This is a genomic window from Ruegeria sp. BI11, from assembly GCF_056538005.1.
In genome coordinates this window covers 1-23,334 of sequence record NZ_JBQFSM010000022.1, presented here as the reverse complement: position 1 = coordinate 23,334, position 23,334 = coordinate 1, and the positions used below count along the sequence as shown (strand labels likewise).

At 53.8% G+C, this 23,334-nt stretch carries 25 protein-coding genes; 11 read left to right on the top strand and 14 right to left on the bottom strand.

Annotated features, from left to right (window positions below):
- Positions 1 to 458 precede the first annotated feature (458 nt).
- The 3 genes from ACR0DT_RS24165 (at position 459) to ACR0DT_RS24155 (ending at position 1,883) form a co-directional block, all read left to right on the top strand.
- Positions 459 to 716: a YjhX family toxin gene (locus tag ACR0DT_RS24165; RefSeq protein ID WP_480713223.1), complete on the top strand. Its 258-nt coding sequence runs from the start codon at positions 459 to 461 to the stop codon at positions 714 to 716.
- A 24-nt stretch (positions 717 to 740) separates the two neighbouring features.
- Entirely contained in the window at positions 741 to 1,247 is a 507-nt protein-coding gene (locus tag ACR0DT_RS24160; RefSeq protein ID WP_480713222.1) for a GNAT family N-acetyltransferase, read from the top strand.
- Between the two features lie 114 nt (positions 1,248 to 1,361).
- Entirely contained in the window at positions 1,362 to 1,883 is a 522-nt protein-coding gene (locus tag ACR0DT_RS24155; RefSeq protein WP_480713221.1) for a GNAT family N-acetyltransferase, read from the top strand.
- A gap of 92 nt (positions 1,884 to 1,975) precedes the next feature.
- Here ACR0DT_RS24155 and ACR0DT_RS24150 read toward each other — a convergent pair whose 3' ends face one another.
- The gene (locus tag ACR0DT_RS24150; RefSeq protein ID WP_480713220.1) at positions 1,976 to 2,929 is read right to left on the bottom strand and encodes an IS110 family RNA-guided transposase; all 954 of its coding nucleotides are present in this window, start codon (positions 2,927 to 2,929) and stop codon (positions 1,976 to 1,978) included.
- A 260-nt stretch (positions 2,930 to 3,189) separates the two neighbouring features.
- On the bottom strand, positions 3,190 to 3,543 hold the full coding sequence (locus ACR0DT_RS24145; RefSeq protein WP_480713219.1) for a WGR domain-containing protein: 354 nt from the start codon (positions 3,541 to 3,543) through the stop codon (positions 3,190 to 3,192).
- 61 nt (positions 3,544 to 3,604) lie between these two features.
- Between ACR0DT_RS24145 and ACR0DT_RS24140 the strand changes: the two genes are divergently transcribed.
- Positions 3,605 to 4,282 carry an ankyrin repeat domain-containing protein gene (locus ACR0DT_RS24140; RefSeq protein ID WP_480713218.1) on the top strand — a complete coding sequence of 226 codons (678 nt, stop codon included), beginning with the start codon at positions 3,605 to 3,607 and terminating at the stop codon, positions 4,280 to 4,282.
- A gap of 134 nt (positions 4,283 to 4,416) precedes the next feature.
- Here the strand turns inward: ACR0DT_RS24140 and ACR0DT_RS24135 are convergent, their stop codons facing one another.
- Positions 4,417 to 4,722 carry an ArsR/SmtB family transcription factor gene (locus ACR0DT_RS24135; RefSeq protein WP_480713217.1) on the bottom strand — a complete coding sequence of 102 codons (306 nt, stop codon included), beginning with the start codon at positions 4,720 to 4,722 and terminating at the stop codon, positions 4,417 to 4,419.
- Positions 4,723 to 4,896: 174 nt separating this feature from the next.
- Between ACR0DT_RS24135 and ACR0DT_RS24130 the strand changes: the two genes are divergently transcribed.
- Entirely contained in the window at positions 4,897 to 5,259 is a 363-nt protein-coding gene (locus tag ACR0DT_RS24130) for an EthD domain-containing protein (protein WP_480713216.1), read from the top strand.
- A 248-nt stretch (positions 5,260 to 5,507) separates the two neighbouring features.
- Here ACR0DT_RS24130 and ACR0DT_RS24125 read toward each other — a convergent pair whose 3' ends face one another.
- Positions 5,508 to 6,116, bottom strand: a complete 609-nt coding sequence (locus tag ACR0DT_RS24125) for a glutathione S-transferase family protein (protein ID WP_480713215.1) — start codon at positions 6,114 to 6,116, stop codon at positions 5,508 to 5,510.
- A 65-nt stretch (positions 6,117 to 6,181) separates the two neighbouring features.
- Here ACR0DT_RS24125 and ACR0DT_RS24120 point away from each other — a divergent pair, with 65 nt between their 5' ends.
- Together ACR0DT_RS24120 and ACR0DT_RS24115 are read left to right on the top strand one after the other, a co-directional pair.
- On the top strand, positions 6,182 to 6,886 hold the full coding sequence (locus tag ACR0DT_RS24120) for a helix-turn-helix transcriptional regulator (protein ID WP_480713214.1): 705 nt from the start codon (positions 6,182 to 6,184) through the stop codon (positions 6,884 to 6,886).
- A gap of 209 nt (positions 6,887 to 7,095) precedes the next feature.
- The gene (locus ACR0DT_RS24115; protein ID WP_480713213.1) at positions 7,096 to 7,869 is read left to right on the top strand and encodes a hypothetical protein; all 774 of its coding nucleotides are present in this window, start codon (positions 7,096 to 7,098) and stop codon (positions 7,867 to 7,869) included.
- Here ACR0DT_RS24115 and ACR0DT_RS24110 read toward each other — a convergent pair.
- From ACR0DT_RS24110 to ACR0DT_RS24075, 8 genes are all read right to left on the bottom strand, one after another.
- Positions 7,866 to 8,174, bottom strand: coding sequence for a type II toxin-antitoxin system RelE family toxin (locus ACR0DT_RS24110; RefSeq protein WP_480713212.1), 309 nt, complete (start codon positions 8,172 to 8,174; stop codon positions 7,866 to 7,868). The genes ACR0DT_RS24115 and ACR0DT_RS24110 overlap by 4 nt on opposite strands.
- Before the next feature lie 6 nt (positions 8,175 to 8,180).
- Entirely contained in the window at positions 8,181 to 8,546 is a 366-nt protein-coding gene (locus tag ACR0DT_RS24105) for a hypothetical protein (RefSeq protein WP_480713211.1), read from the bottom strand.
- Between the two features lie 87 nt (positions 8,547 to 8,633).
- Positions 8,634 to 9,893, bottom strand: a complete 1,260-nt coding sequence (locus tag ACR0DT_RS24100) for a hypothetical protein (protein WP_480713210.1) — start codon at positions 9,891 to 9,893, stop codon at positions 8,634 to 8,636.
- Positions 9,894 to 10,142: 249 nt separating this feature from the next.
- Positions 10,143 to 12,521, bottom strand: a complete 2,379-nt coding sequence (locus ACR0DT_RS24095; RefSeq protein ID WP_480713209.1) for an argonaute/piwi family protein — start codon at positions 12,519 to 12,521, stop codon at positions 10,143 to 10,145.
- The gene (locus tag ACR0DT_RS24090) at positions 12,518 to 13,465 is read right to left on the bottom strand and encodes a PD-(D/E)XK nuclease family protein (protein WP_480713208.1); all 948 of its coding nucleotides are present in this window, start codon (positions 13,463 to 13,465) and stop codon (positions 12,518 to 12,520) included. Before ACR0DT_RS24090 ends, ACR0DT_RS24095 begins: the two co-directional genes overlap by 4 nt.
- 3 nt (positions 13,466 to 13,468) lie before the next feature.
- On the bottom strand, positions 13,469 to 13,813 hold the full coding sequence (locus ACR0DT_RS24085; protein ID WP_480713207.1) for a helix-turn-helix domain-containing protein: 345 nt from the start codon (positions 13,811 to 13,813) through the stop codon (positions 13,469 to 13,471).
- 102 nt (positions 13,814 to 13,915) lie between these two features.
- Positions 13,916 to 15,472 (bottom strand): hypothetical protein, encoded by a 1,557-nt coding sequence (locus tag ACR0DT_RS24080; protein ID WP_480713206.1) that lies wholly within the window; start codon positions 15,470 to 15,472, stop codon positions 13,916 to 13,918.
- Positions 15,473 to 16,010: 538 nt separating this feature from the next.
- On the bottom strand, positions 16,011 to 17,039 hold the full coding sequence (locus ACR0DT_RS24075) for a RepB family plasmid replication initiator protein (protein WP_480713205.1): 1,029 nt from the start codon (positions 17,037 to 17,039) through the stop codon (positions 16,011 to 16,013).
- Positions 17,040 to 17,649: 610 nt separating this feature from the next.
- Here ACR0DT_RS24075 and ACR0DT_RS24070 point away from each other — a divergent pair.
- Entirely contained in the window at positions 17,650 to 18,852 is a 1,203-nt protein-coding gene (locus ACR0DT_RS24070; RefSeq protein ID WP_480713204.1) for an AAA family ATPase, read from the top strand.
- Positions 18,849 to 19,823 carry a ParB/RepB/Spo0J family partition protein gene (locus ACR0DT_RS24065; protein WP_480713203.1) on the top strand — a complete coding sequence of 325 codons (975 nt, stop codon included), beginning with the start codon at positions 18,849 to 18,851 and terminating at the stop codon, positions 19,821 to 19,823. The genes ACR0DT_RS24070 and ACR0DT_RS24065 overlap by 4 nt, the downstream gene beginning before the upstream one ends.
- Positions 19,824 to 20,348: 525 nt before the next feature.
- Here the strand turns inward: ACR0DT_RS24065 and ACR0DT_RS24060 are convergent.
- On the bottom strand, positions 20,349 to 20,603 hold the full coding sequence (locus ACR0DT_RS24060; RefSeq protein WP_480713202.1) for a hypothetical protein: 255 nt from the start codon (positions 20,601 to 20,603) through the stop codon (positions 20,349 to 20,351).
- Between the two features lie 703 nt (positions 20,604 to 21,306).
- On the opposite strand from ACR0DT_RS24060, the gene ACR0DT_RS24055 reads away from it, so the two are divergent.
- Both ACR0DT_RS24055 and ACR0DT_RS24050 read left to right on the top strand, forming a co-directional pair.
- A complete protein-coding gene (locus ACR0DT_RS24055; protein WP_480713201.1) occupies positions 21,307 to 21,564 on the top strand; it encodes a type II toxin-antitoxin system ParD family antitoxin in 258 nt (85 codons plus the stop codon).
- Positions 21,561 to 21,905: a type II toxin-antitoxin system RelE/ParE family toxin gene (locus tag ACR0DT_RS24050; protein ID WP_480713200.1), complete on the top strand. Its 345-nt coding sequence runs from the start codon at positions 21,561 to 21,563 to the stop codon at positions 21,903 to 21,905. Before ACR0DT_RS24055 ends, ACR0DT_RS24050 begins: the two co-directional genes overlap by 4 nt.
- 56 nt (positions 21,906 to 21,961) lie before the next feature.
- On the opposite strand, the gene ACR0DT_RS24045 is transcribed toward ACR0DT_RS24050, so the two are convergent.
- The gene (locus tag ACR0DT_RS24045) at positions 21,962 to 22,882 is read right to left on the bottom strand and encodes a tyrosine-type recombinase/integrase (protein ID WP_480713199.1); all 921 of its coding nucleotides are present in this window, start codon (positions 22,880 to 22,882) and stop codon (positions 21,962 to 21,964) included.
- Between the last annotated feature and the right edge of the window lie 452 nt (positions 22,883 to 23,334).

Here is a 23,334-nt window from a genome sequence, read left to right as displayed (position 1 = left end):
TCGCAAGAGACGGCTCAGGGGCTACTGGGACAGGGAGATCATGTTGGGGTGTTCTGGGTGGAAGCCGGCATGCCGGCTGGAACCTAGAGTATCCGTATTGCGTCAAGCTGAAAATCACGCGGATTTCAAGGCATGACCTTTGTACTGAGTGCGACCAATGGACAGAACAAGCCGGATAATGCCAAAAGCAGAAACTCGGGCGAATACCTGTCGATCCAAATTGCTCAGATACAACTACAATTTTTCCACACACATATATTGACGATTCTTGGATCAAAGACTAAGTGCGTCGCACGCTTGAGGCAGATCGCCTCTCGTTATGGAGATTTTATGAAAGAGACCCGGGGCTAACGCCCGTTCCTGGCGAAGCAAATTCAGGAACACCAACATTGATAGGCACACTCACGCGCGACGCTGGGTGTCCTGTTTCTGTACTTTCATAAAATCGAGACATCCCAATGAACATCTCAAAGCACGAGCAACGTGTTTTGCATGAACTCGCCTTAGGTGGCGAGATAAAATACGCGCGCGCCGACAATGGTAAGGTCCAGTCCGTCGAGTGCTATACACGTGATGGCTTTGTCTTCTCTGCCTGCACGATGGATGTGTTCAAACGTCTAAAAGACAAGCGCTTCATCAAATCGAAAAATGGCCGCCCTTATCGGATCACCCATCTAGGGAACCAGTCCGTTCGCGCGCAAATGAACCAACGATAGTCCAATCAAGAAGGAGAGTTTTCTATGAAAACACCTCATCAAATCCAATACGAAGCTTTCGCGGCGGCCGGAGGTTTATACGATGAACGACATGCCAAACTATATGCCGACTTTGCAGATGATCTGATTGCAAATGGCAGCTTTTCCATCGTTTATGAGGGGGTCGCGCATGCCTGCTACACCCCGCTAACAATCGACAAGGCACCGCACTTGAAGTGCTTTGTGCTTGCTCCATTGGCTGTGTTGCCCGGGTTTCAAAGAAAGGGCTATGCCACGCGCCTGATGGAAGAGGCGGAACGGCAACTTGATGCAGATGTGATCTTCGTGATGGGGGAACCGTTCCACTATGGGAACCGATACAACACCCCCCACAAAGTCCTGCCGCCTGTAAGGACACAGGCTCCGCTTGAGTGTTGGTTTGCGCGTGAACTGACTCCGGGCGCTTTGGATGGCATCGGAGAAAGCACTTCCAGCGTGACAGGCCCATATGCTGCGCCGCTCATGTGGGGGCATCCAAGCGAGCAAGTTTAGACCCGAGTTCTGAAAACCAGACAACGCAACTCTGCTTCGCGCACTGGAATACAAGTCCACGAATTAGGGGGGCATTTGGTGCGCGAACTTATTCAACAAAGCTAGGAATGAACTATGAAACAATCAGAATTAGACGCCATTTTGGAAGTCCACCGACTGGCGTTTGGCGAAGCAGAAGGTGAAGAAACCGCTCAACTTGCCAAAGACTTCCTCGATCATCCAGACACGATCTCTATCAGTGTCAAACGTGACGGGCGGATCGCAGGCAACGTGCTGTTCACCCCATTTGTCTTCGAGGATCACCCAGAGACAAAATGCTACCTGCTTGCACCTTGTGGTGTGTCGCCGGAGTATCAAGGCCGTGGCGTCGGTAAGGAGCTAATGGAAACCAGCATCGAACACTTAAAGTCCATTGGCACGGATGCAGTGTTTGTGTTGGGCGTCCCGACTTTCTATCCTCGATATGGTTTTGTCCCAACAGACAAACAGACGCCTTACCCGGATCTGCTGACAGCGCATGAGGCATGGATGGCACTTGAGCTGACGGCTGGAGCAATCCAGGGGCTGAGTGGCAAGACGAAGGCAATCCCACAGTTCATGCAATCGCATTGGTGGGACACCTCTGGGCGCGAGTAACGCCAGCTTACCCTGACCCAGACATTCGAGAGACAAAACCGAATGTCTGGGTCGTTGCGCATCCTACCCATTTGTGCGCCGCGTTGCGAAGGTCAACAATGGTTATCAATCGGTGCCCTTGGCTCCCATTTGCGCCCGGTCGCGAGAAGCGCATTGGCAAGAACGACGAGCTTACGCATCACAGCCGTGATCGCAACCTTCGTAGGCTTGCCGGATTCAACTAGGCGTAAATACACCCGCCGAAGATCTGGGTTGAAGCGCGTGGCAACAACCGCGGGTAAATAGAGAGACTGCCGCAAGACAGCCCTGCCGCCTCGAATGCGAGATTTGCCTTTCCAGTTTCCAGATTCCTGGTGCATTGGCGCAAGCCCAGCCAAGCTTGCTGCTTGCGCTGCCGACAGCTCACCCAACTCGGGCATCTCAACCATCAGTGAAATTGCAGTCGTGGATGAGATGCCTGGGATGCTGGTCAGTATATCAAACCGCTGTTGAAGCTCTGCGTCAGCTTTGATCGCCTTGTTCAGTTCTCGCTCGATAACCTCAATTTGCTTTTCAATCTGCCGAATGCGGGCGGCGCATTGGCGGCGCAGAAGAGGATGCTGAAGGTTTTTCTGGCGGTTCAGATTTACAGTTCGGTCTTTCATCAATGCGCGACGAGCCGCGAATATTTCCATCAACCCTGCAATGTTCTCTGGGCGCGCTTGCTGAGGTTTAGGGTCGAGCGCCACGCCCATGCGAGCGAGCATCTCGGCATCAACCTTATCTGTCTTGTTCAATCGCCCCGTCGCTTCTGCGAACCGTCGTGCATATCGCGGATTGACCTTGGCAACAGGAAGGCCGTTCTTGTGCATGTTCTTTTCAAAATGCCGATGGTAAGGCCCTGTTGGTTCGAACACGATCAACTTGATGGTCCTGCCACTTAGCCATCTGCGGAAGCTCCGAAGACCATGGCTGTCATTTCGAAACCTCTTAAACCTCCCCTCCGGCAAAACATGTGTGTCGAAATGCTGTTTGGATATGTCCACACCGATAATCTGCTCGCTCATATTCCGTCGTCCTCTGCTTATCATTCGGGGCTTTCTCCCCTGGTATCCGTTCAGGCCATTTGGAATTGGCGGGGCGATCACACTCTAGGACGGTCCCCAACGACCAGCCCGGTCCCGATCCGACCCCGCCACCGCCCGGCATAAATGCCGTGCCGGTCGGTGGCTCCACTCTGCAACGGAAGCCTGTCACTTGAATAGATAAGCCCGGTCACGAGCCGAAAGGCTCGGGATTTGCTAGGGAAACAGTTTGCAACCCAAAGTCACTCACCGACCGGGACATACCCTCGACGGCGCTTTTGCTTTTCGAGGTTATGAAGGGCTTCACTAGCTTGGGCTTCGTCTTCGTATGTCACCATCATGGCTTGCCCGTTTGTGCCAATACGTCCCCAGGTCCGAAGGACGGAAACTTCGCCAAACAATGTCGGTTGCAATTCAATTCCATAGAACCGCGCCATGTTGACGTCCGTGTCCACGTGGATCAGGTGGACAGGTGTGGTTTCTGCCGTCTCCATGATCTGATTGTCAGGCAATTCAACCCTTATGTCCAATGACATTGCGAAATCAGTTCCCGAGAAAGGATTCTGATCCTGGATGGTAAAGGAAATCGAATACATCCGCTACTATCGCAACTATTTTCGCACCCACCTGACCAATATGAAGGTATAAGGATTGGACATGTTTCGTCTTCTACTATTTGCCTTCGTGATGGGTCTCGTCGCCAACGTGGGCACTGCGCAGACGCCGCCTTCGGTTGGTGAGGTCGCGCAATACGACGGTCTCTTCGCAGCCGCATACACCGGCAATGAAGAAATGATCCGGCAGCTGGTGGCGGCGGGGGCAAACGTCAACGCGCGGGACTCGCGAGGTCGCACGCCAGCACATGTCGCAGCCTTTGCTTCAGAGAACGGGGCATTGAGTGCACTGGCTGAAGCTGGTGCCGACATGAATGCACTCGAAGATCAGGCCTACGATGTGGTCACGATTGCGGCCGTCGCAAATGATCCAGAATTGATGACGCTCGCCATCGAGCTAGGCAACGATCCGGGCCTAACGACCAGCCCTTATGAAGGAACGGCACTGATCGCGGCCGCGCATCTCGGTCATGTCGAGATTGTCAGACGACTGATTGCCGCTGGCGCGCCTCTGGACCATGTGAACAATCTGCACTGGACAGCAGTTATCGAAGCGGTTGTGCTTGGCGACGGCGGCCCGGATCACCTTGCGGTGCTGGATGCGTTGTTGGCAGCTGGTGCTGATAGATCGCTTGCCGATCGTAACGGAACTACGCCACTCGAACACGCTGAACTGCGCGGGTTTACTGAGATGGCGGAGCGGTTAGGGCAAGAGGACTGAGACTGGTCCAGCTGGCTGAAACGGTAGTTTTACCGGAAATGTGCCGATGGCAGCTTGGATACGACGGACCTCTGATCAAATTGTTGTCGTGGCACAGTGGTAAAAAAGATGAATGTGTTATCCATTCTAACCTCTCACGCATCACCCACATCATCACAAAAGAGTTCATACAGCACGGCAACGACCGCTGATACTCTTTGATCGGCGATCCTGTAATAAATGTTCTTCCCATCGCGTCTTGCATCGATCAACCCAGAAAGGCGCAGACGGGACAGTTGCTGCGAGGCTGCGGCCTGGCGCATGGAGAACATGTCCTGAATTTCACCAACAGATTTCTCACCGGTGAGAAGCAGACACAATATCTGCAGACGACCATCATGCGCCATGGCCTTCAGAAAGTCGGTTGCTTCAAGGGCGTTTTCGCTGAGGTTTGCCTTCAATTGGCGCTCCAGAGTAGTGTTAAATCTTGATATCACAATTTCAGTTAACAACCACCTCCGCGGCGCGGATAGCGTAGTAATCTATCTTCATGCCTGCGTAGTGGTTGGCCATTGGACCTTTCAGAATTTCCGCTCATACTTAGGGCATCTGAGCATCAAAATGAGATATTCCCGATGATTAAACTGATCATGTGTTTGCACCGCCGTTCGGACATTAGCCGAGAAGAGTTTCAGGATTATTGGCTGAACAAGCACGGGCCATTTTTTCAAAAGAACGCGACTGTAATGCGCTCTAAGCGGTACGTACAAAGTCATACAATTGACAGCCCACTGAATGACGCGATGCGAGAGTCCAGAAACATGCAACCGGAATTTGACGGTGTGGCTGAAGTCTGGTTCTCTTCTGAAGAAGATCTGATGGAGGCGATGGGCACCACTGAAATGCAAGAGCTAAGCGCAGAGTTGCTGCAAGACGAGGCCAATTTTGTCGACCACACAAAGTCATGCGCATTTATTGTTCAAGAGCGGGAACTCTAGACCAGTCGGATAAAGTAGTTCATCCCACAAGCGGCATTCAACACTTTCCCCAGCGATGCAATACTCCCTTCGCCCCGCAACCCGGCCAGGACAATCCGGATCTTTTCTTCAGAAGAGTACTGTCTGCGTGTTTGGTGCTTAATGCCCCTGAATAACTTGCCAGCGGCATATTTCGATGTTCCGGACTTCTTGTTAATCAAAACCCAAAGCCGGTGCCTGGAGCACGGCCCTAAGTTCACCACCCTGTGCTAGGGCCGCTCGGCTGCGCGCTCTCGTTCCGTGATCGACCTCAAAATCGGCCGATCCGCGCAGCGTTCTATCCAAGCGCGAACCGATGGTTGCTTCGGTGCTGCCTCCGGTAGCCAATGGAACGGGCTCGATAGCAGGAGGTCGACCGCCGAGTAATCCTCTCCGAGCAGATAGGGCTGGCCGTTCAGCGTGTCGGAGAGGTGATTGAGCATGGCATCGAGATCGCGAAACGTTGTGTATAGTGCGGGATGATCGATTTGTGCCCAGTCAAGGACCAGCACGGGCTCCATCACACCTTGGTAATAAAACAACCAACTGAGGAACGCCCCACGCTGCGGATGCCCGACGGGACGGCCCAGTCCTGTCTCTGGGAACAGGTCTGTCAGGAAGGCAACGATCGCACCGCGCTCACGGAGGCAGTCATCACCGTCGACCAGATAGGGCACTTTCTTCTCGGGATGTGGGTTGCGCGGGTCCGGGCCCCCACTGCCGTCCTGGCGGGAGACTGTGACCTCGGCCACGTCGATGCGGTCAACGATCCCCATCTCCTCGATCAGGGTGAGGACGGAAGTCGAGCGAGAATTCGGGGCGTGGTAAAGGGTCGGCATGAGCAGGGTCCTATGATTGCGTCGAGCCTAGCCATACTCGCACCCTGCTGTCATATTCCGGCAGCATGGCCCGACCCGACCGTCTCATGCGCCTGATGGATGCGCTGCGTCGACTGCCCGCACCGGTAACGGCCGCGCGATTGGCGGAGGAGACCGGCGCGTCCAAGCGTCAGCTTTACCGTGACATCGCAACACTGCGCGCGGGGGGCGCCCTGATCGACGGCGAGGCCGGCGTGGGCTACCGGTTGACCGAGGACCCTGCCCTGCCGCCCCAGAGCTTCTCGCGACTTGAGATTGAGGCGCTCGTTCTTGCTATGGGAGAGTTGCGCCAGACCGGTGACGCGGAACTGGAGATGGCGGGCCAATCGGCCCTTGCCCGGATTATCGCGACACTCACTGACGAACAGTCCCGGCAAGCCTTACACACGGTCCCTCGCAGGTTCCGCCCGCCACCCGCTCCGGTAGCTTTCACGGCGGACATGGCGCTGCTGCGCCGCGCTTGCTGGGAGGAACTGGCGCTTGACGTTCGGTACCGCGACCTGAAAGGGAGGGTCACGCCGCGCGAAGTCTGGCCTCTGGGGATCAGCTATGCAGACGGTTCACTGATGCTGCTGGTCTGGTGCTGCCTGCGCCAAGACTGGCGACACTTCCGCGTCTCCGGGATCGAAGATGCGACACCCAACGGCCGCAGCTTCCGCCCCCGGCGTGTGCCTTTGCTGCGCGACTACACCGCGCAGTACGACGCCAGCAGCTCTTCTGTGAATGAGTAAGAATAACTCGCCCGGGCAAAGGCGGCCCAAACCGGACTTTGGACACATTCTCGCAATGCTGCGCTGCGGCTCCAAAGAGCTGACATCCAGCTCACTAATGCCTTGAGCACCGCATTGAGAGGTTGATTAGGCTGAGTTTTTCCTCAATTGCCAGCATTCATTGACTTGATTATCGTGTCTTTTGAGGACGATGCGAGAGAACCCGAACTGTGTCTCAGCAGGTTGAAACAGACAAGTGGCATTGGATCGCGATAGGTGCCGGAGTGGGCACAACAGCGCTTCTGTTGGTATTTCTGTATGCACCCAATGGTCTTTGGAAGCTAGTTATAGCTTTCCTACTGGTTGTTACGCTGGTTGTCATGATGATGAACCCGCGATACCGCCTTTTCGGGCTAGGAACGGCTGCGACCCTTACAGGTCTTGCCGGTTTTATAACAGAGATCTCGCTCAACGCGTCAGCGACTCTGCCTGGAGGTGGCGTCCTAAGCGCCGGCGTTGAGGGCGGCACGAATGTCCACCCAATATTTTTCATCCTTGTCTTAGGCATTGGGCTTGCGACAATCGCATTTGACAATGTGGGGCGCGGGTGGATTTGGCCAGCGCTCCAAGAAGGTGACGCCGCGCGCCCCGAGCTATCGTTGGCCTTGGAGGCGAAACACGTTACGCTCACAGCGGAGCTCGCGGACGCCGGCCAAAGGCGATTCCACATTCCCATTTCCGTTTCGAAAAACGAGGGAAGACCAGTTCGACTGGTAAGCGTTGAGATTAAGGATGCCTCCATTCTAGAGTTCGGTGCAGGATCTGGTGACGGCGTACAAACCACATGCACACTTGAGAACTCGGGCGCCTCGGATGTCAGCATTCTTGGCAGTTTCCCCGAGGCGAAGCTTTCCGGAGGAAAAGCCACACGAGAAATCATTATCGTGGACGAGTTTAATCGCCGTTGGACTGCCGGAAAGATCACTTTAAAGGCTTCAGATTAGCTGCCTATCAGGCGCTGCATGAGACTGAGCATAAGTGCATCATCTGTCTGGCGGCTTGAGTCTGGTAAGATTGCCTTAACGACTACGACATCTTGCGCACTGTCGAATTCGTAACCGACCGTCAAGTCTTCAACCTGTAGGCGGTAGCGAGGCAATTCGTTGGAGATTGAGATTGCTTCCGGCGGCACAGGATTTGCCACAAGTGAGCGAAGCGCCTGGATCAGAACGTCCTGCGACCGCTGATCCAGACCGTTCAAAACGCTACGAGCGGTTGCTCCCAGAATAACGCGCCTCGACGTGCTCACGGAGCCCTACCGCACCTCTGAAGAACCGCGATGCGCGATCAGTTCTTCCAAGTCATAGAAGGTCTGATCTGGATTCCGATCCGCCTCGTCCATTGCTGCATTCACACGCGCATTCTCCATCAGATGCACAAGCGCCAAGGCAACCTTTGAGTATTGAAACGGAAGCACCATCGCGACTTCTTTACCGTAGGCCGTCAGAACTGCTCCAGATGTATTGTGGCTTACTCGACCAACGATTTCTCTTTGCTCTCTCCGAAACTCCTCAACGCCTTTACGCTCCAAAGATCCGCTAATTTGTGCCCAGATCTTATCCACGAGCTCAGACGAGAGGCCCTTCTCCCCTACTGGGAGGTCTGAAAAGTCTAGTTTCATCCTAATCTCCTGTCTGCCATGGTGATCCTATAGGACCTTGAAGACTGCGAGAACCTATAGGAACTATAGTTATTCGATAGCGCTTTGTCAAGATGCGTTCGCAGACAGCTCATTTTGAAGGTGTTCGATCGCACGACTTTCCCACTCCCCGAAACCAACGGGATCTGACCAAAAACTGTCCCACGCCTGGTTCAAACACAGCGCTACCCCCGTAATGCTACCGGGGCGCGCGGGGCGAATCCCTGCTTGTTCGAACGCTAAAATTGCTCCTTGAGCGATGCTCTTCAGAGCTTGGTCTGGATAGCATTGCTTGTGGCTCATATTGGCGGACATCCCGCTCAGACGCACCTGCCCGTCCCAAGTCTCTCCAATATGTCTTGCCTCAGTCACAAACCCGAGCACGGTCAGCGCATGCAATATGACAGACATGCGAGATGCGTCGGAGGGATGTTTGCTCTTCTCAAGCCTGGGGGTTTCAAAGGGGTTCGTCGCGAGTTTCAAACACAGATGGCAGTGCGACCAAGCATAAGCTGGTCCCAAGCAGAAGGTCGCAAACAGATCGCAGTAGAACTCTCGCATCCAATGGTTGGCCCAAAAGTCCGAATACGCGATCAACCTTAGCCGTTCGGCTTCGGGTTTCTGCATCCGCTCGTTCTCAACCACAGCTTCTTCCAAGGCTTGCAGACGATCGAATATGGCCAGAGTGTATTCCGTCTTGAGGGATCTCAGACTTGGCAAGCCAAGATGCTCATCCAAGAGAAGTGGGTGGCCGAGCTCATGATACAGATCCGGCAAATGAAGCAGAAACTGGCCCTCCAGAGGCGGCACGTAAAGCACATTAAAACCCTGATCGATCTCGAAATGCGATGGAGACGTTTCGCATACAACCGGCACCTGAAGCAGGTAGCCGACATCTTCACAAATCTGATGCACCAAACGGCTCAAGAACGGATCGTTGTCCGAGGAGTGAACAAGCGCAAAAACTCCCGAGCGCTCAATCATAGCCAGTTGTTCAATCAAACCTCGGTAGTCATCGATAATGCTTGCCGGGTCATTGTCCCAGAGCACCGGAATTGCGCCCAAAAGGAAGTCAAGACGCCCATGGATGACTTTCAGGCTGTCAACACACCCTGCCTGGAGGCCACGCATATCAGCCCGACGACATTTCAAGGCCGCTTCCTGCAATGCCAATGCTCGTTTTTGGGCAAGATGAATGGAGCCCGTAAGGTGATCGCGCTCGATGGATCTATCCTCCCGAAATCCGACCAGCGATATCAGATCGTTCTTTCGCGAGCGCGCGCGAGATTCGGGAGAGTACCTCAGCTGTTTGAGACTGGAAAACGCCATCGGCCGCCGAAAGCCGCAGCGCCTGGAACTCCTCATTCGTGACACTGCATCGAGACCTCAGCAGTGTTTGAAATTCCAAAGCGTCCAATGATGCAGAATCGCGCTCTTGAGGCTCGAGCAAACGGATAAGTTCCATCAGCGCTTCACTATGTTCTTCGCCGGTCAAAACACTGGACCGCCGAGCGCTTTCGGTGAGGGAGCTGAAAAACTCTAATCTGCCATAGGCGGCAAGCAACCCACTCGCCGTACTCACAGCACGGCCTCATCTGCCTCGCGCGCAGCGTAGCGCACGGCATCCATGTCATAAGCGGCGGCTTCATCAAAGAGCGTGATGTCGCACATTTTAATTGAGATCGGATCTCGCATACATCCGTCTGGTTTTGGCCAAGTCAAACAGCTCAGCGCATAGATATCGGCAACACCATCTGAAATCGCCATAGGTCCAAAAACACGTTTTACGTGGAGAGGATCTGCGGTCCCCTGTCCTAGCAATGGAGCCCCGGTGGTACAGAGATATGCGTCGTCTGCACCAAGCTGGAACCATGAGCCGACGAGAGGATTGTATACCCCGTCTGGGTTCTTTTCGTTCGCCCGGCCACGACTGAAGATCCGCAAAGGTGCGGGTGACGACTTCAATATTTCAAAAACGTTCACCTCGACATCTGAAGCAACTGCGCCTTCGCCAGCGATCTCATTGAAGGCAGCCTCAATACCAGAAATCTCTTCCTGCCATGATCGCCCGTCGCGGTGAACAGCCACTTTACGTACCGGGCGCTCGAGGTGCTTTAGCTCGTCGCGTAATACAGCGAGAATGGCGTGCTTCACTTGCTCTGTTTTGAGCTTCTCTTTCTGTTTGGACTTGTCACGCCTGACGCGCACCGTGCGACCACCCTCTCCCACAAGCGTAAAGACAGACATGTGATTTTTGACGTCCATGCCGATAATCAGATCAGCTGATAAGGGTGTATCCAATACAAATGGCCACCGACCATTCCCGAGGCAAATCTTGTTCAAGGCAACGCCCTTGAGATAACCGTCCATGGCTATCCTCTGGTTGTTTCTCTGCTCGTAGCGAGCATGGCCCTGTTCTGTTACCCGAACATAACCTCGCTTCGGCGTGTCAGAGTGCATCACTTGTACCCGCTTATCGAAGCGTAAGAAAAACTCGTTGCTGACCATCGCCGCAAGTTCATCTTGCCGCCTTTGAGGTCCAGGGACACGGTTCAACATAACCAACAAGTTGTCGACATTGTCCTCGTCAAACGAGTCTGCTTGCATGGCTGCAGAGAGACCTTTCCATTGCCCATCAAGCGCTTTACCGAAAGATTTGTCGTCATAGGTGACAACCTTGGGGTCATAGTTCCCCAAAGGATAAAGCCTATCCATGATCTTCTTGAGATCGGCCAGGAAGGCGGGGCCAAAACTGCTCCAAACAGACTGTGGAACCAAAAATCCCTGTGGAGGCAACGCGCGTTGGGTGTAGAAGCCACGCTTTTTGTCCAGCATCGCGATTTTGCGCTCTTTCGAAAATCCTTTCAGTGTCGCAAACCGTGACCCTTTTCGAGAGACGGAAACCCTGGTGTCATGACCAAAGAGAAGTGAAGGGACCGGCACTACCGCACCTTGATACTTGTGCATTTCCGGAGCGACACGGATCTCCGTGCCATTGATCACCACCTTGCTTAGATAGCGTGCGACGAAGTTGTGCACGCGCTTCCAGCGATCTTGAGGATCCAAAATTGTTTGACGCTGAAGATGTCGCCCGGAGCGCCCGGACGTTTCTTCAATCAGGTAGCAAAGGGCGGATGGCGCAAAGCGTTGCTCTTCAGAGGACGTAAAATACGTCAGAACAGCGCCTTCGAGATCGAGATTCACAACACTCTGCGGAGCTGCATTTCCAGCCGCACGAACGAGGTGCTGGTGCAGAGTCGTTGTACCAGCATCCCCAAAGTTGAACTCATCCCCTACAGTGACATCAGCAACGCCGTCGATCCGGAATTGGTACCAGCTGTCATTCATCTTATAGAGGCAACTACGCCCGATCAGATCTTGAAGGAGAGCCTCTGTTGGCTTCGCCCCGATTGGTTTGGACCGCACCAGCTTGCTCTGTGCGTCACAAATGATGCCGAAGCCTCCGGCCGGGTGCCGACAAACACGTACGGATACACCTTCAAAGATGTTTACGTCTTTCCCCGCTGTGTGTGGTCGTTTGAAGAAGTATGGTTTGCCAGCACGTGGCTGCCAAAGCTCACCATTCTTGTACAGCGGGTGCTGCAATACGAAGTTCAGATAGCGGATGCGAAGGCCTTCAAGTTCATCCGGTGCGCCATCGAATGTGAGCTCCAGCGCATCATTGGACTTCTTCAAGTTAACGAACCCACCAACAACTTGATACGTAGTTTCAATTTCGCCCACCCCGTCTGGCACGGCCAGATAATACTCACCGTCTCGGCGAAGGTAATCAAACGGCGCTTTGCGCATGAAAGAAAGTCTGCGGACCAGCTCGTTGACCTTCTGGTGGTAACCTGACGAACCGACAAGGCCCAGTCCGCGGATCAAAAACAGCGTATAGCGTGCCGTCAGATGTTCCAGACCCTGGACGCGAAAAAGGGATACTTCCAACGTCATTGAACAACCTCCGGGCAAAGTGTTTGAAATGGGCACTTGGCACAGGTCAGGCCAGAATGGGCCAATCGAAAATCACCGATGTCAATGTCTTGGTAGTCCTTGCCTTCTGTAAGGCAGATCATTTCATAGGCGCTGGCATCCATGTATGCCGTCGTCGCACCCACATCGGCCTCCTTCAGGCGATATCGCTTTGTCTGATCGAGAAGAAGTTGTGCCTCTATAAGTTCGATCTCGGTCGGAGCGGCATGCCAGTTTTCAGGAAAATCTCTGTGCTTTTTGCTCCTGTGCAGTGCGACCGCATAGACGGCAAGTTGACGTCGTGCATCGTTTCCAACATCCGAGTGCACCTTCCAATCAATGATTGTCGGTGGCTTGGATCGGTGAAAAGCGATGAGATCGGGTATTGCGGCAGCTTTCGTGCCATCAATGAGTTCGAAATGGAGCTTGCGGGGCTGCGTTATCAGTTGGATCGCGTCTTCCAGGATCTGCTGGATCTCCGCATTACGCCAAAAGTTCTCCAGCGCGGTCTCAATCTCAAACCAGGCTCGGTCGAGATCCTCTTGTGAAGGCCCCTCTCCAAACTCATTTTCCATCAGGAGCGCAAAACGGTCTCCGATATCGCCAATTTTCACATCGAGAACCGCAGCCCGATGATCTGACGCGTATTCGAGTTGTTGTGTGAACAACCTCCGAGCGATGGACTTTGAACCGTCGATCCCCAAAAGATCGTCGTTTGTAGGGTCTTCCAGAGAAGGAATAATGTGCTCTGAGATAACAGTATCGACAAGTTGGCCTCTCCAGGCGCTCACAGTCAGCAGCTTGCCAAAAAAGAGAGCACGGCGCCGGATCGGATCGCTTGCCTTGTGATGGCCCGCCATGTTGCCAAGCAACCATTGAACCTGACATTTCTTGAAGGAACGCGATGCTGAATAGGACCATTGCATTTGTTACTCGGCCCTCCGTTGCCGAAGGAACTTCAGATAATCCGCTAATGCGTCGGCTTCGCTAGAACTCACCTCCCCTACACGCGCCGCAAGCCGCGACACTGCTTCAGGCACTTGGCGCACTGAAGATTGCGGCACGGGATAACCCGCCTTTGCCATGAGGTCCTCATATGAGCCACCAAGGAGCAGAGATAGCTTGTAGAGCGTGTTGGGAGACGGCGTCTTGATTTTTCCGTTCTCAAGCTGGCTGAGATAGGCATTCGACACACCGATTGCGGCCTCAACTCGGCGAAGCGTTAGGCCGGACTCTTTTCTCAATCGGGTCAGCTCGATGCCAAGTTCTTTCATGTCTGCACCTCCGTCTTGCTAAATATATCAAGCATGCTTGCTATGTCAAGCAAAGGGCGGCAAGAGTGCGGTGCTGCGTCCTATCGGCCGCGTGTTGTGAGATTAGATCTTCTCAATCAGATCCGGGTCGAGCAGGATGTGAATCCCTTCAGCATCCGCACGATCCCTGCCATACTGTTTGAGATCCGGTTCCCGGGGGCGGACATCGACAAGCTCAAACTTCGCAGACCGAAATTTTGCCTCATCCTTGACCACGCGTTTAAGAACAACCCGGACACAGAACGAAATCTCAGCTCCCGCAAACGAGCAGCTATCAAAGTAAAGGGCTTTAAGTTCGTCCTGTTGATCCTCACTTGCAATATCGAATTCCATATAGCCTGGCGGATCAGGGTCTAGAGCAAGTCCAACAGCCATCTGCGCCGTCAAGCATGCCTTTGCTTCATCGATAGAAAAGGTGTCCGATGCACCACTTCCGGCAAGCGCGACAAGGCGCTGCCATCCCTCGAGAAAATCACGGAGCCTTGGCAAATCTTCAGGCGAGGGTCCGTTGAGAGCCCCTGCGACAGGAAAGTGAGATGTCTTACCCGGACCGAGTGTTATCGCCAAACTACCTTTCCCATCTGCGAGGTGAGCCAAGCCGCGTAGGAGATTGCACCAAGCGCTGAGGCTACGTCTGGCTTCACCAAACACGTTCTCTGTCTCGAATTGCAGCCCTCTCTCGTCGAAAGTTATTGCGAAGTCGTTATGCTTCAGAAGCGCGTGCGGGCCTCCTAACTCTGGCGATGCAAGGTGCAGCTTTACGTCGAAGATCGCGGCGGGCTCAAACGGATCGCCGGCTTTCATGGCAACGCGACATGTCCCCATCTCTGGTGGCGTCACATAAACGTCTTCAAGATCGTCGAATAAGGACCCGGTATAGGGAACAGGAATTCCAAACCGCGCATCAAAGACCCGCATCTCGCTGGCCTTGAGGGGTTCCAATCCCAATGCCACGCGCGCCAATTGGTCGTTGCGCTCAATGCGAAAGACGGCGTGACCCACCAACTCGGCTTCCTCGTAGCCGAGTTCTTCCAACTGCCGCTGCTTTTCCCTCACGTAAGCCCCGTAGTCATGACCTATTGCCCCGTCCAACGCCGCGCGCAGACCCTCAGGCGTTAGCTCAAAGGCTGTGCCTTTCGAGGCGTAGTCAAAGGACAGCGTTTCCTTTGTAAGGTCCGCATCAGCTTTAACTTCCGCCTGCCGCAATCTCAGCAGCACACGCCGCAACTGATCGCCAATGATATGGACAATAAAACCCTTTTTGGGACGACCATCGGGATGCAGTGCAAAGACGATAAGTAGAGATGGACCCGGCAGCTTCGCAAAGGTTTCAAATGTCGACAACTTAGCGCGGACAGATGTTGGTTTCTTCTCCGCCGTTGCTTTCAGTTGCACATGGCAAGACCACTCCAAGCGTTTATCCAGTGTTTCGCTCGAAGCCGCGCTTTGCCCGCCAGGTTGGACAAAAAAGTCCCAGCCTTTCTTGTCGATATTGCTAGGATTGGCGATCAGCCGTGCTGTAGTCGCTATGCTCCTAAATAGCGCTTCGCCGACGTCGCCCAATTCGTCCGGCGTTAAGGTGATGGTTTCTTGCTGTAGAGACTTCTCCAAAATATCCAAATCAGCGTCGAGATGTCGCTGAACCTTTTTCCTAATGAGTTATACCGGAGAGTACTTTTCCCAAAGACCGCTTTGAAGCAACAACTTCTACGCATCGGTTGTGCAGCTAATGTCTGCTTTCCGCCCTTCGTACCAGATCAGAGGTAGTCTTCTGACAAGCCTTTGGTGGTCACGTACATCCGTTCGGCACATTCTTGGAAACAACTTTGTCTCTCTGGCAAGAGTTCTCGACGGCATTTGAGCCAAGCATCAGACAATCAGTGAAGTAGTTCTTGCGTAGACAAATCACTTCTAATCCGGGTGGGACATTAAGATCGGCATTTACCTTAAGGATGGAGTTTTCTCAAATATCGGGCCCCCTTGCTTCAACGGAAAACCGATGCCCTTCTTGCATTGTAATAACCGCTGTGCTCCAACACAGGATATTGAGCTCAGCATTCTGGTCTGCCAACATTTGTTGTCTGCAGCAGCTACAGAAATAAGACCCTTTCCGAACGATGATGGCGGACTCTGCCCTTATCTTCCAACCAAAAGAGACTCAGATCGGATTAGCTTCCGCGTATTTCCGGAAATACGCGAGAAATGCACGGTCGGGGTCTTTGGGTGGTTCCATTCTCGCTGACCATTCACGCCATTGGCCTTCAATATAATAGATATCATATCCTGGATGGCGCAGGCGTGCGGTTTCGTAAGTTTCGGTCTTTAAGGCATCACCACTCTTTTCCAGCCAAGCAGGGCGCGGCTTGATGGGGGGGGCAACTGGCGTTTGCATCTGCTCTTCTTGCCCTTGCGCCTTAGTCTTGCGCCCGACGGATGAGAACTTCAGCGCGCGTTCCGCAGCTCCCTGCCCTTCTCCGTCCTTCTTCCACCAGCGCAATTCGACATGCGTTACGCGCCGTCCAGTCTTAATCGGATCGATAGCTACCATGTAGTCCGATAACGCGTTGACCTCAGCCATTGCTGGCTCGATCGCACGGAGCTTCAAGTTACTCCAATTAGTCAGCTTACCCTTGGGCACGCCTAGAATACCGCGTAGATCGTCGACAGAAAATTTCTCGGACGCGCGCCAGCGCAGATTGCCGCGTTTCTGCACAATCTCATAAAGAGTCAGCGCGTATTTCGAACTCAGCGCAAACATAATCTCGCGCTGCAACCGGGCAAATACTGTCGAATTAGAAATAATTTTGCGCAACCGCGCCGGAATCTCGTATTCAATTAGACCGTCGCTGCGCAAAGTCTCCACATTACCACCCAGCAACTGTACCCGCTCGACCGCGGGCTCACCATCCCAGACTACTTCCACTTTTACGATGGCCGACATCAGCCGTTCTATCGACTCCCCTACCCTGTCGTTCGAGTTATGCGACCCACGCAGCATGGATTTCTGGATTACATGGCTAACTGGCTTGTCGATCGCGTCCCAAGCGTTTTCCAACAGCTGATTGTAGATCCGCCGATCATTCAGCGTCAGCGGCGTGACTTCAATCACGTCTACCAATTCACCTGGCTTTATCAGGCTCTCTGAATTTGGCCGTGCGTCTAACGTGCGATATGGTTTTTTTGACATGTTCTGCCCAACACCTAATTATTACTTTTGTATGGCGTATGATGTAAGCATAATCATTGCCCCTGCCGTGGTCCAGCACCCAATCTGTAATTTTTCGAATCAGCACCGTGTCTCAAGCGATTCGGGGGGGTTCTCGCAAACACCAATAAAACAAGGGTTTTTCTAGTCGCCTCAGCCATCCCTAAAAGTAGGTTTTATGCCCGTCCCTAAATGTAAGCTTTAAGCACCCTATCCGTAAGGCCAACCACCCCGATCTGTAAGAGTTTGCGCCCAATATGTAAGCGAAGTACGGCACAAGATACTGATATAGTTGGAGAATAACTGTATGAACACTTGAATCTATGAATCTTGAACAAGATTGGTTTTTTATATTTGGATTTTAGGGGGATTGGCATCTAGTGGGACTGTCAAACATAAATCTAAATCGTTTCGCCCATTCTACGCTAGTATAGCATCGCCAACTCGAAGCGTATGGCTCAGATTTCCGTTCCTACAGTGTCTCCCCCTGTATTTCCCATTTTTTTGGCAATCAGCCTCAAATACCGCACTTGAGCCCAATCGCCAAACCGGGCATGATTCTTAGAAGGCAGACTTCTACAGGACAAAAACCATGAACACCTCCCCCTTGCCCCCTGTTGGGCTGGACGAGATTGAGCAACTTTCTGATCGTGCAAGCACCGTGATGGGGCGATTGCGTGACCGGGTATTCTCCCCAGACTCCGAAAAAACGTTAAACCTCAACTTCAATGTCCGCTCTGCAGCTGAGATGGTGGGCCGGTCTGAGAAACTGATCCGCGATGCCGAGGCGGATGGCCGCTTACCCGAGCCAGAAAAAGATTCTGTCACGGGAAGAAGAACCGGATACTCCCTGTCTGACATAAATCGGATGAGGGAAGTGTTCGGTACCCTGCCCTATCGCGCGATAGATGATCCTACGCTGGTTCTATCAGTTCAATCATTCAAAGGTGGCGTTGGAAAATCAACGGTAACGACCCATCTTGCTCAATTTCTTGCGCTCAAGGGTTATAGAGTTTGCGTCATTGATTGCGATAGCCAGGCTTCAACGACTTCGATCTTTGGCCTTAACCCGGACATCGACGTGGATGAGACCGAAGATACACTCTACCCGTTCTTCCAGCATGGCGGTCCGCAGACGCTTCATTATGCACTCCGCGCTACTTATTGGCCTGGAATCGCGCTGATCCCTGCGAACCTCGGTCTCTACGACGCTGAGTATGAGTTCGCGGCACGGATGGCCAGGGATCAGGTTTTCGTATTGGATCGTTTGCGCGATGGGATTAACACTATTGCAGATCAGTTCGATGTTATTCTTCTGGATCCGCCACCTGCGCTGGGGATGATCTCCCTTTCTGTGCTCCGGGCAGCAAACGCGATGGTGATCCCCGCTCCACCGAACAATATCGACTTCGGATCCACTGCCCATTTTCTCAAGATGATGGGCGCCACCTTGAGTGAACTCGCTCAACATGGCGGTGCCCGTGACTATTCTTTCGTCAAGATTCTTGCCACCAAGATGAATGACAACAAGTCTGCCCACGTAGCAATCAAGCGAATGATGGACGCCGTGTTTCCACAGGACATGTTGGCAAGTGTTCTAAAAGACAGTGCCGAGATCGACAATGCCACAGCGAACCTAGGCACCGTGTACGAGATCACGGGCCCTGCGGCGAGGACGGAAACCCATAAACGCTGCCGGGCCTATCTGGACGCGGTGGGACGCGAGGTCGAGGTTCTAATGCGAAAAACGTGGCCAAGCCACCATGCCGCATTACGTAAGGAGGGCGTGCTATGAGCAAGAAACACGACGCGATTTTTGATGATGTTCTAAGTGGGTTGGATAGCAGCCCTGCCCCCAAGGCAGAACGTGCTGGTGCTCGATTTCTCAATCGTTCGAACAGGGTGGCCGAGCGGGCGTCAGGGGATGTTGAGGAGAAGTCCCTGAGATGGGTCGATCCCGAAGAGTGCCGCATGTGGAAACGACATAACCGGGCATATGAGTTACTAAATGAAGACAATTGCCGGGATCTGATCGACGGGATCCGCAGTCAGGGTCGACAGGAATTTCCAGCCATTGTACGCAAGACGGGCGATCAGGATCAACCGTATGAGGTGATCTGCGGAGCGCGGCGGCATTTTGCGATTAACTGGCTGCGCACCAATAACTATCCTCAGTTTCGCTATCTGGTAGATTTACGCGAGCTGACTGATGAGGAAGCTTTCCGGCTTGGTGATATCGAAAACCGGGATCGGGAAGATATCTCTGACTACGAGCGTGCTCGCGATTATGCCGACGCAGTGTCGCGCTATTACGGAGGAAAGCAAAAGGCGATGGCAGCAAGGCTGGAGGTCAGTGAAGCCTGGCTCTCACGTTATCTGCAATTGGCCAAACTGCCGGATGAAGTCGTTGCGGCCTTCCCATCCATCCGAGAGATCAAGGAATTGCATGCCCGGACCTTAAAGCCATTTCTGGGCCGGCACGAAGATCGTGAGAAACTTTTGGCAACGGCAAAGCAGATGGCTGCAGATGGGGTCAGCCGCGATGGGGTTCAGGTGATGAATGTGTTTAAGGCTGCTTTGAAGCCCCCGGTCCCTAAAAAAGTCAATCCGATGATTTTCCAATCCTCGCCCGAAAAGCCTGCGGTGACTTGTATGCACAAAGGCAAAAAGATCGTGTTAGAGTTCCCAGCGGACGTCAGTCAGGACGATTTGCATGAGGCTTTTACAGCATTTATGCATAGTCACTTTGCTTCAAAAAATGATTGATTTTGCCCGATGACTCCGGAAATTGCCAATTGGCAATTTCCAACCAAAGTTGACCAAGTTGGAAGAATTGCCAATTGGCAAGTTTTTGGCAACTGTTCACGAAGACACCGTTTCAAATACTAACACTTAACCTGTCTTTTGGATTTGCCTGATCCGAACGTCTACCACCGATACCGGGCTCTGAGCTTCGGCTGTCGGAGAACTTTTTATCCGTGACAGGTTCAAAAGTCGATGAATTGGTGGCAAATTTCACCAAGCAGAGCGCAGACAATTGAGCAACTGTATTGTGGAAGTGAGCTTGGCTTGCGCGCATTGCCGAAGTCAAACTGGTGACCTTTCCATTTTTTCTAGTGGTTTGTTTGGCATACCCGAGACTGTCGGGCCAGAGGGTACGTACTTTGAGAAAGCTCCTGTCAGGCCGGAGCGCAGTCCATGAGGTGAGACTATGTCCACGGGCGGCCCACGAATTTCAGCCGATGTTTGACAATCTGATAGATCTCATCTGGGCCGAGACGGCAATTGATATTATTGTCTGCCTTTGAGATCGGGTGAAAGAGAGGATCCTTGGTAATCTGTCGCACCTCGATCCAGTGCGTCAGCGCCTGCGAGGCGGCTCTTGAGTCCCAGCCGTAGGGCCTCGCACTTTTGGGTCGTCTTGGTCTCCAGCAGCGAGATCCAGACCGGGCCCGTCTTGTCGAACTCCTTCAGGGAGTTATCCTCGCGCATCAGCCCGGTGATCTCGGACGGCCGACGACCGTTAGAGGCCCAGCCCATCATCATCAGCGCTCTGATCGACGCAATCCCGGCGCGACCCGTGGCAGGTGACCAGCTGCTGTTCTAGAATATAGCGGGTGTTTGACGGGTGGATTTCGGGTAGGGAGGCCGGCCCCGCGTTTGGTCTGTGCGAATGCGGAAGGGCGATGGTTAACCCAGCTATGGCGGTGGGCACCTATCTGCTTTCTCAGGCCGGCCTTCAAGCTATTCCGGTCATTGACGTCATGGAGACTCAACGTTGCCGTATTCCCAAGTGAAACATCTCTGTTATTGCCCACCTTCAAGACATTTTGGATATTCAGACACGACACCTTCAATTCGATGGTTTCGGCTTGACCGCAGGACAAATTGGCGTGATTCACATTGAGCGCGGATTGTGGCGCAATTGTCTCCCGTCATTGGATCGATAGGAGTCCACAGACTCGATCCGGGCTATTCACGTTCATTTGGCGTCATGTCACGGTTTGTAGACTGATCACTTCTCTTTGCGGCGAATAGGGTACTGAGCGAGGGCGAGCCTAGTTACATGAGGCTTCTTGCTTGATACAGAAAGTCAGGTTTTTTTCTCCATTACTCTGACCAGGAGAGACCAATTTGTGAGGCCCCGGTGAGCCAAAAGACCTGCTTAATTAGATTGCCGGGTGTGGAATCCTCAACTGTTGAACAAGTACCTTCGTTGGCATATATTGCCAATCAGGAGGCTTAAGCCATGGTAACCCGCAATGTCGTACTTACAGAAACGCAGGATCAACTGGTGCAGGACCTGGTTGCGTCCGGTCGCTATCAGAACGCCAGTGAAGCGTTGCGCGCCGGTCTTCGTCTTCTGGAGCGGGAAGAGGCGGGACTGGTGTCTCTCAGACAAGGCCTGCAGGCGGGCGTAGCCCAGGCTCAGGCGGGAGATCTGGCAGAAGGCAGCGGTCCAGATGCGATCCGTCGTGCCTTTGCAAGGGCACGAACCAAAGCGTGACCAGACCCTTTCGACTGACACGCCGTGCTGAAGCCAGCCTGATGGAAATTGCCCGGTGGACAATCGACAAGTTTGGACCGCATCAAGCTGATCTTTATGAACAAGAACTGATAGCGCGCTGTCAGGCCATCACGGAGGGCAGGGCGGCCAGCCGCAGCTGTTCTATATTGGTAGAGGAGGCAGCTGATCTCAGATATGTACGGGCAGGAGAGCACTTCCTAGTCTACCTGGATCAGCCGGACGCGGTGATCATTGTTGATATCTTGCATTCCCGCTGCGACCTGCCGCGACATGTTTCCGCGCTGGCCACGTTAACGGATGCGACAGGAAACAAGACATAGGCACAGCAGCCGGAGTTTCCCTCAAGCTGAGAATTCTTTAAGTAGTCAGTATGTGCTCACCCCAATAGATCAGTCGCCGGGTTCTCCGCAATATCGACGTCATCATAGTACTTCTGCGCCTGGGCCATCGAGCGGTGCAGGGAGAGGCGCATGGCGGCCTGGATCGGGGCACCATCCAGCGCGGCCTGGGTCAGAAAGCCGGAGCGCAGCCCATGGGGCGAGGCGAAGCCCTCTGGCAGGCTCGCCAGAACCAGCCTGTGTTTGACTATCTGATAGATCGCATCCGGGCTGAGGCGTCGTTTCAACACCCGGTCGGCCTTGGAGGTTGGCCGGAACAAGGGCCCGTCTTCAATCCGTCCGACCTCGATCCAATGCATCAGCGCCTGTGCGGCGCGGCCCTTGAGCACCAGCCGTGGCGTCTCGCCCTTGGTGGTGGTCTTGGTCTCAAGCAGAGAAATCCAAACCACCCCCTTAGCATCAAACTCTTTCAGCGAGACATCATCGCGCATCAGCCCGGTGATCTCAGACCGGCGGCGGCCACCGCTGGCCCAGCCCAGCATCAGGATGGCCCGGTCGCGGCAATCGCGGCGGGACCCCCGACAGGTGGCCAGCAGCTGTTCCAGCACATCACGGGTGATCGGGTGCTGCGACTTCGGGGCCGGGGGCCGGGCGGCAGCGCGGCGCGCCTTGGCGCGGGCCTGTTTCACCTGCGGCGCGTCAAAAGGGGAGGGGAGGTTCTTCATTCGATGAAACGCCAGCCAGGACGCGATGCGCCGGTCCAGGGTCGATGGCGCCGGGCAGGCCAGCGATTTGCGCAGGCCTTGGGCGATCAGCGCCTCTGCGGTCAGGCGGGCATGGTCGTCCGGTGCCGCGTCGTTCAGATCGCGGGCATGATCGAGAAGGAAGGACAGCGCGGTGGCCTCGGTCTCGGGCCAGTCCAATGCGGTGCCGAACCGCGCAGCCTTCCACGCGGTCACATAGACCAGGTCGCGCTCATAGGCGCGCAGCGTATTGGCGGGCGTGCCGCGGATATAGAGATCGGTGAGCGCCGCGTGGTCGGCCCGGGACAGGGCCGGGGAGGGCGCGGGAAGATAGGGGGCCGGGGCTGTCATGGGCCAATTCTGCGCCGAAATTCACAGGAAATCAATAAAACATGATAAGGGAAACTTATCGGGTATAATAGCAAATTGAGAGTGCGCCAAAAGTAACGAGCAAAAAGGTTCTTTTTTGCGTGTAAACCGGGTAGGGGGTTGCGTGGCAGTAAAATTACATGCGCCCGGTGAGTATCTTAGGGATCTGTTGCAAACTTTTGGATGTTGACGACGTCAGATGCTGCGGGTGAATGACTTTCGGTAAAATCAGTCGAAAGTCAGTTCATGATTTCCTTCAAAGGCGCACAATATCCGAAGGATGTGGTCCTCTTCGCAGT

Bases quoted from the DNA above. Each gene is read 5' to 3' on its own strand.
- ACR0DT_RS24165 (WP_480713223.1), top strand. From the start codon at position 459: ATGAACATCTCAAAGCACGAGCAACGTGTTTTGCATGAACTCGCCTTA.
- ACR0DT_RS24160 (WP_480713222.1), top strand. From the start codon at position 741: ATGAAAACACCTCATCAAATCCAATACGAAGCTTTCGCGGCGGCCGGA.
- ACR0DT_RS24155 (WP_480713221.1), top strand. From the start codon at position 1,362: ATGAAACAATCAGAATTAGACGCCATTTTGGAAGTCCACCGACTGGCG.
- ACR0DT_RS24150 (WP_480713220.1), bottom strand. From the start codon at position 2,929: ATGAGCGAGCAGATTATCGGTGTGGACATATCCAAACAGCATTTCGAC.
- ACR0DT_RS24145 (WP_480713219.1), bottom strand. From the start codon at position 3,543: ATGTATTCGATTTCCTTTACCATCCAGGATCAGAATCCTTTCTCGGGA.
- ACR0DT_RS24140 (WP_480713218.1), top strand. From the start codon at position 3,605: ATGTTTCGTCTTCTACTATTTGCCTTCGTGATGGGTCTCGTCGCCAAC.
- ACR0DT_RS24130 (WP_480713216.1), top strand. From the start codon at position 4,897: ATGATTAAACTGATCATGTGTTTGCACCGCCGTTCGGACATTAGCCGA.
- ACR0DT_RS24125 (WP_480713215.1), bottom strand. From the start codon at position 6,116: ATGCCGACCCTTTACCACGCCCCGAATTCTCGCTCGACTTCCGTCCTC.
- ACR0DT_RS24120 (WP_480713214.1), top strand. From the start codon at position 6,182: ATGGCCCGACCCGACCGTCTCATGCGCCTGATGGATGCGCTGCGTCGA.
- ACR0DT_RS24105 (WP_480713211.1), bottom strand. From the start codon at position 8,546: ATGAAACTAGACTTTTCAGACCTCCCAGTAGGGGAGAAGGGCCTCTCG.
- ACR0DT_RS24100 (WP_480713210.1), bottom strand. From the start codon at position 9,893: ATGGCGTTTTCCAGTCTCAAACAGCTGAGGTACTCTCCCGAATCTCGC.
- ACR0DT_RS24095 (WP_480713209.1), bottom strand. From the start codon at position 12,521: ATGACGTTGGAAGTATCCCTTTTTCGCGTCCAGGGTCTGGAACATCTG.
- ACR0DT_RS24090 (WP_480713208.1), bottom strand. From the start codon at position 13,465: ATGCAATGGTCCTATTCAGCATCGCGTTCCTTCAAGAAATGTCAGGTT.
- ACR0DT_RS24085 (WP_480713207.1), bottom strand. From the start codon at position 13,813: ATGAAAGAACTTGGCATCGAGCTGACCCGATTGAGAAAAGAGTCCGGC.
- ACR0DT_RS24075 (WP_480713205.1), bottom strand. From the start codon at position 17,039: ATGTCAAAAAAACCATATCGCACGTTAGACGCACGGCCAAATTCAGAG.
- ACR0DT_RS24070 (WP_480713204.1), top strand. From the start codon at position 17,650: ATGAACACCTCCCCCTTGCCCCCTGTTGGGCTGGACGAGATTGAGCAA.
- ACR0DT_RS24065 (WP_480713203.1), top strand. From the start codon at position 18,849: ATGAGCAAGAAACACGACGCGATTTTTGATGATGTTCTAAGTGGGTTG.
- ACR0DT_RS24060 (WP_480713202.1), bottom strand. From the start codon at position 20,603: ATGATGATGGGCTGGGCCTCTAACGGTCGTCGGCCGTCCGAGATCACC.
- ACR0DT_RS24055 (WP_480713201.1), top strand. From the start codon at position 21,307: ATGGTAACCCGCAATGTCGTACTTACAGAAACGCAGGATCAACTGGTG.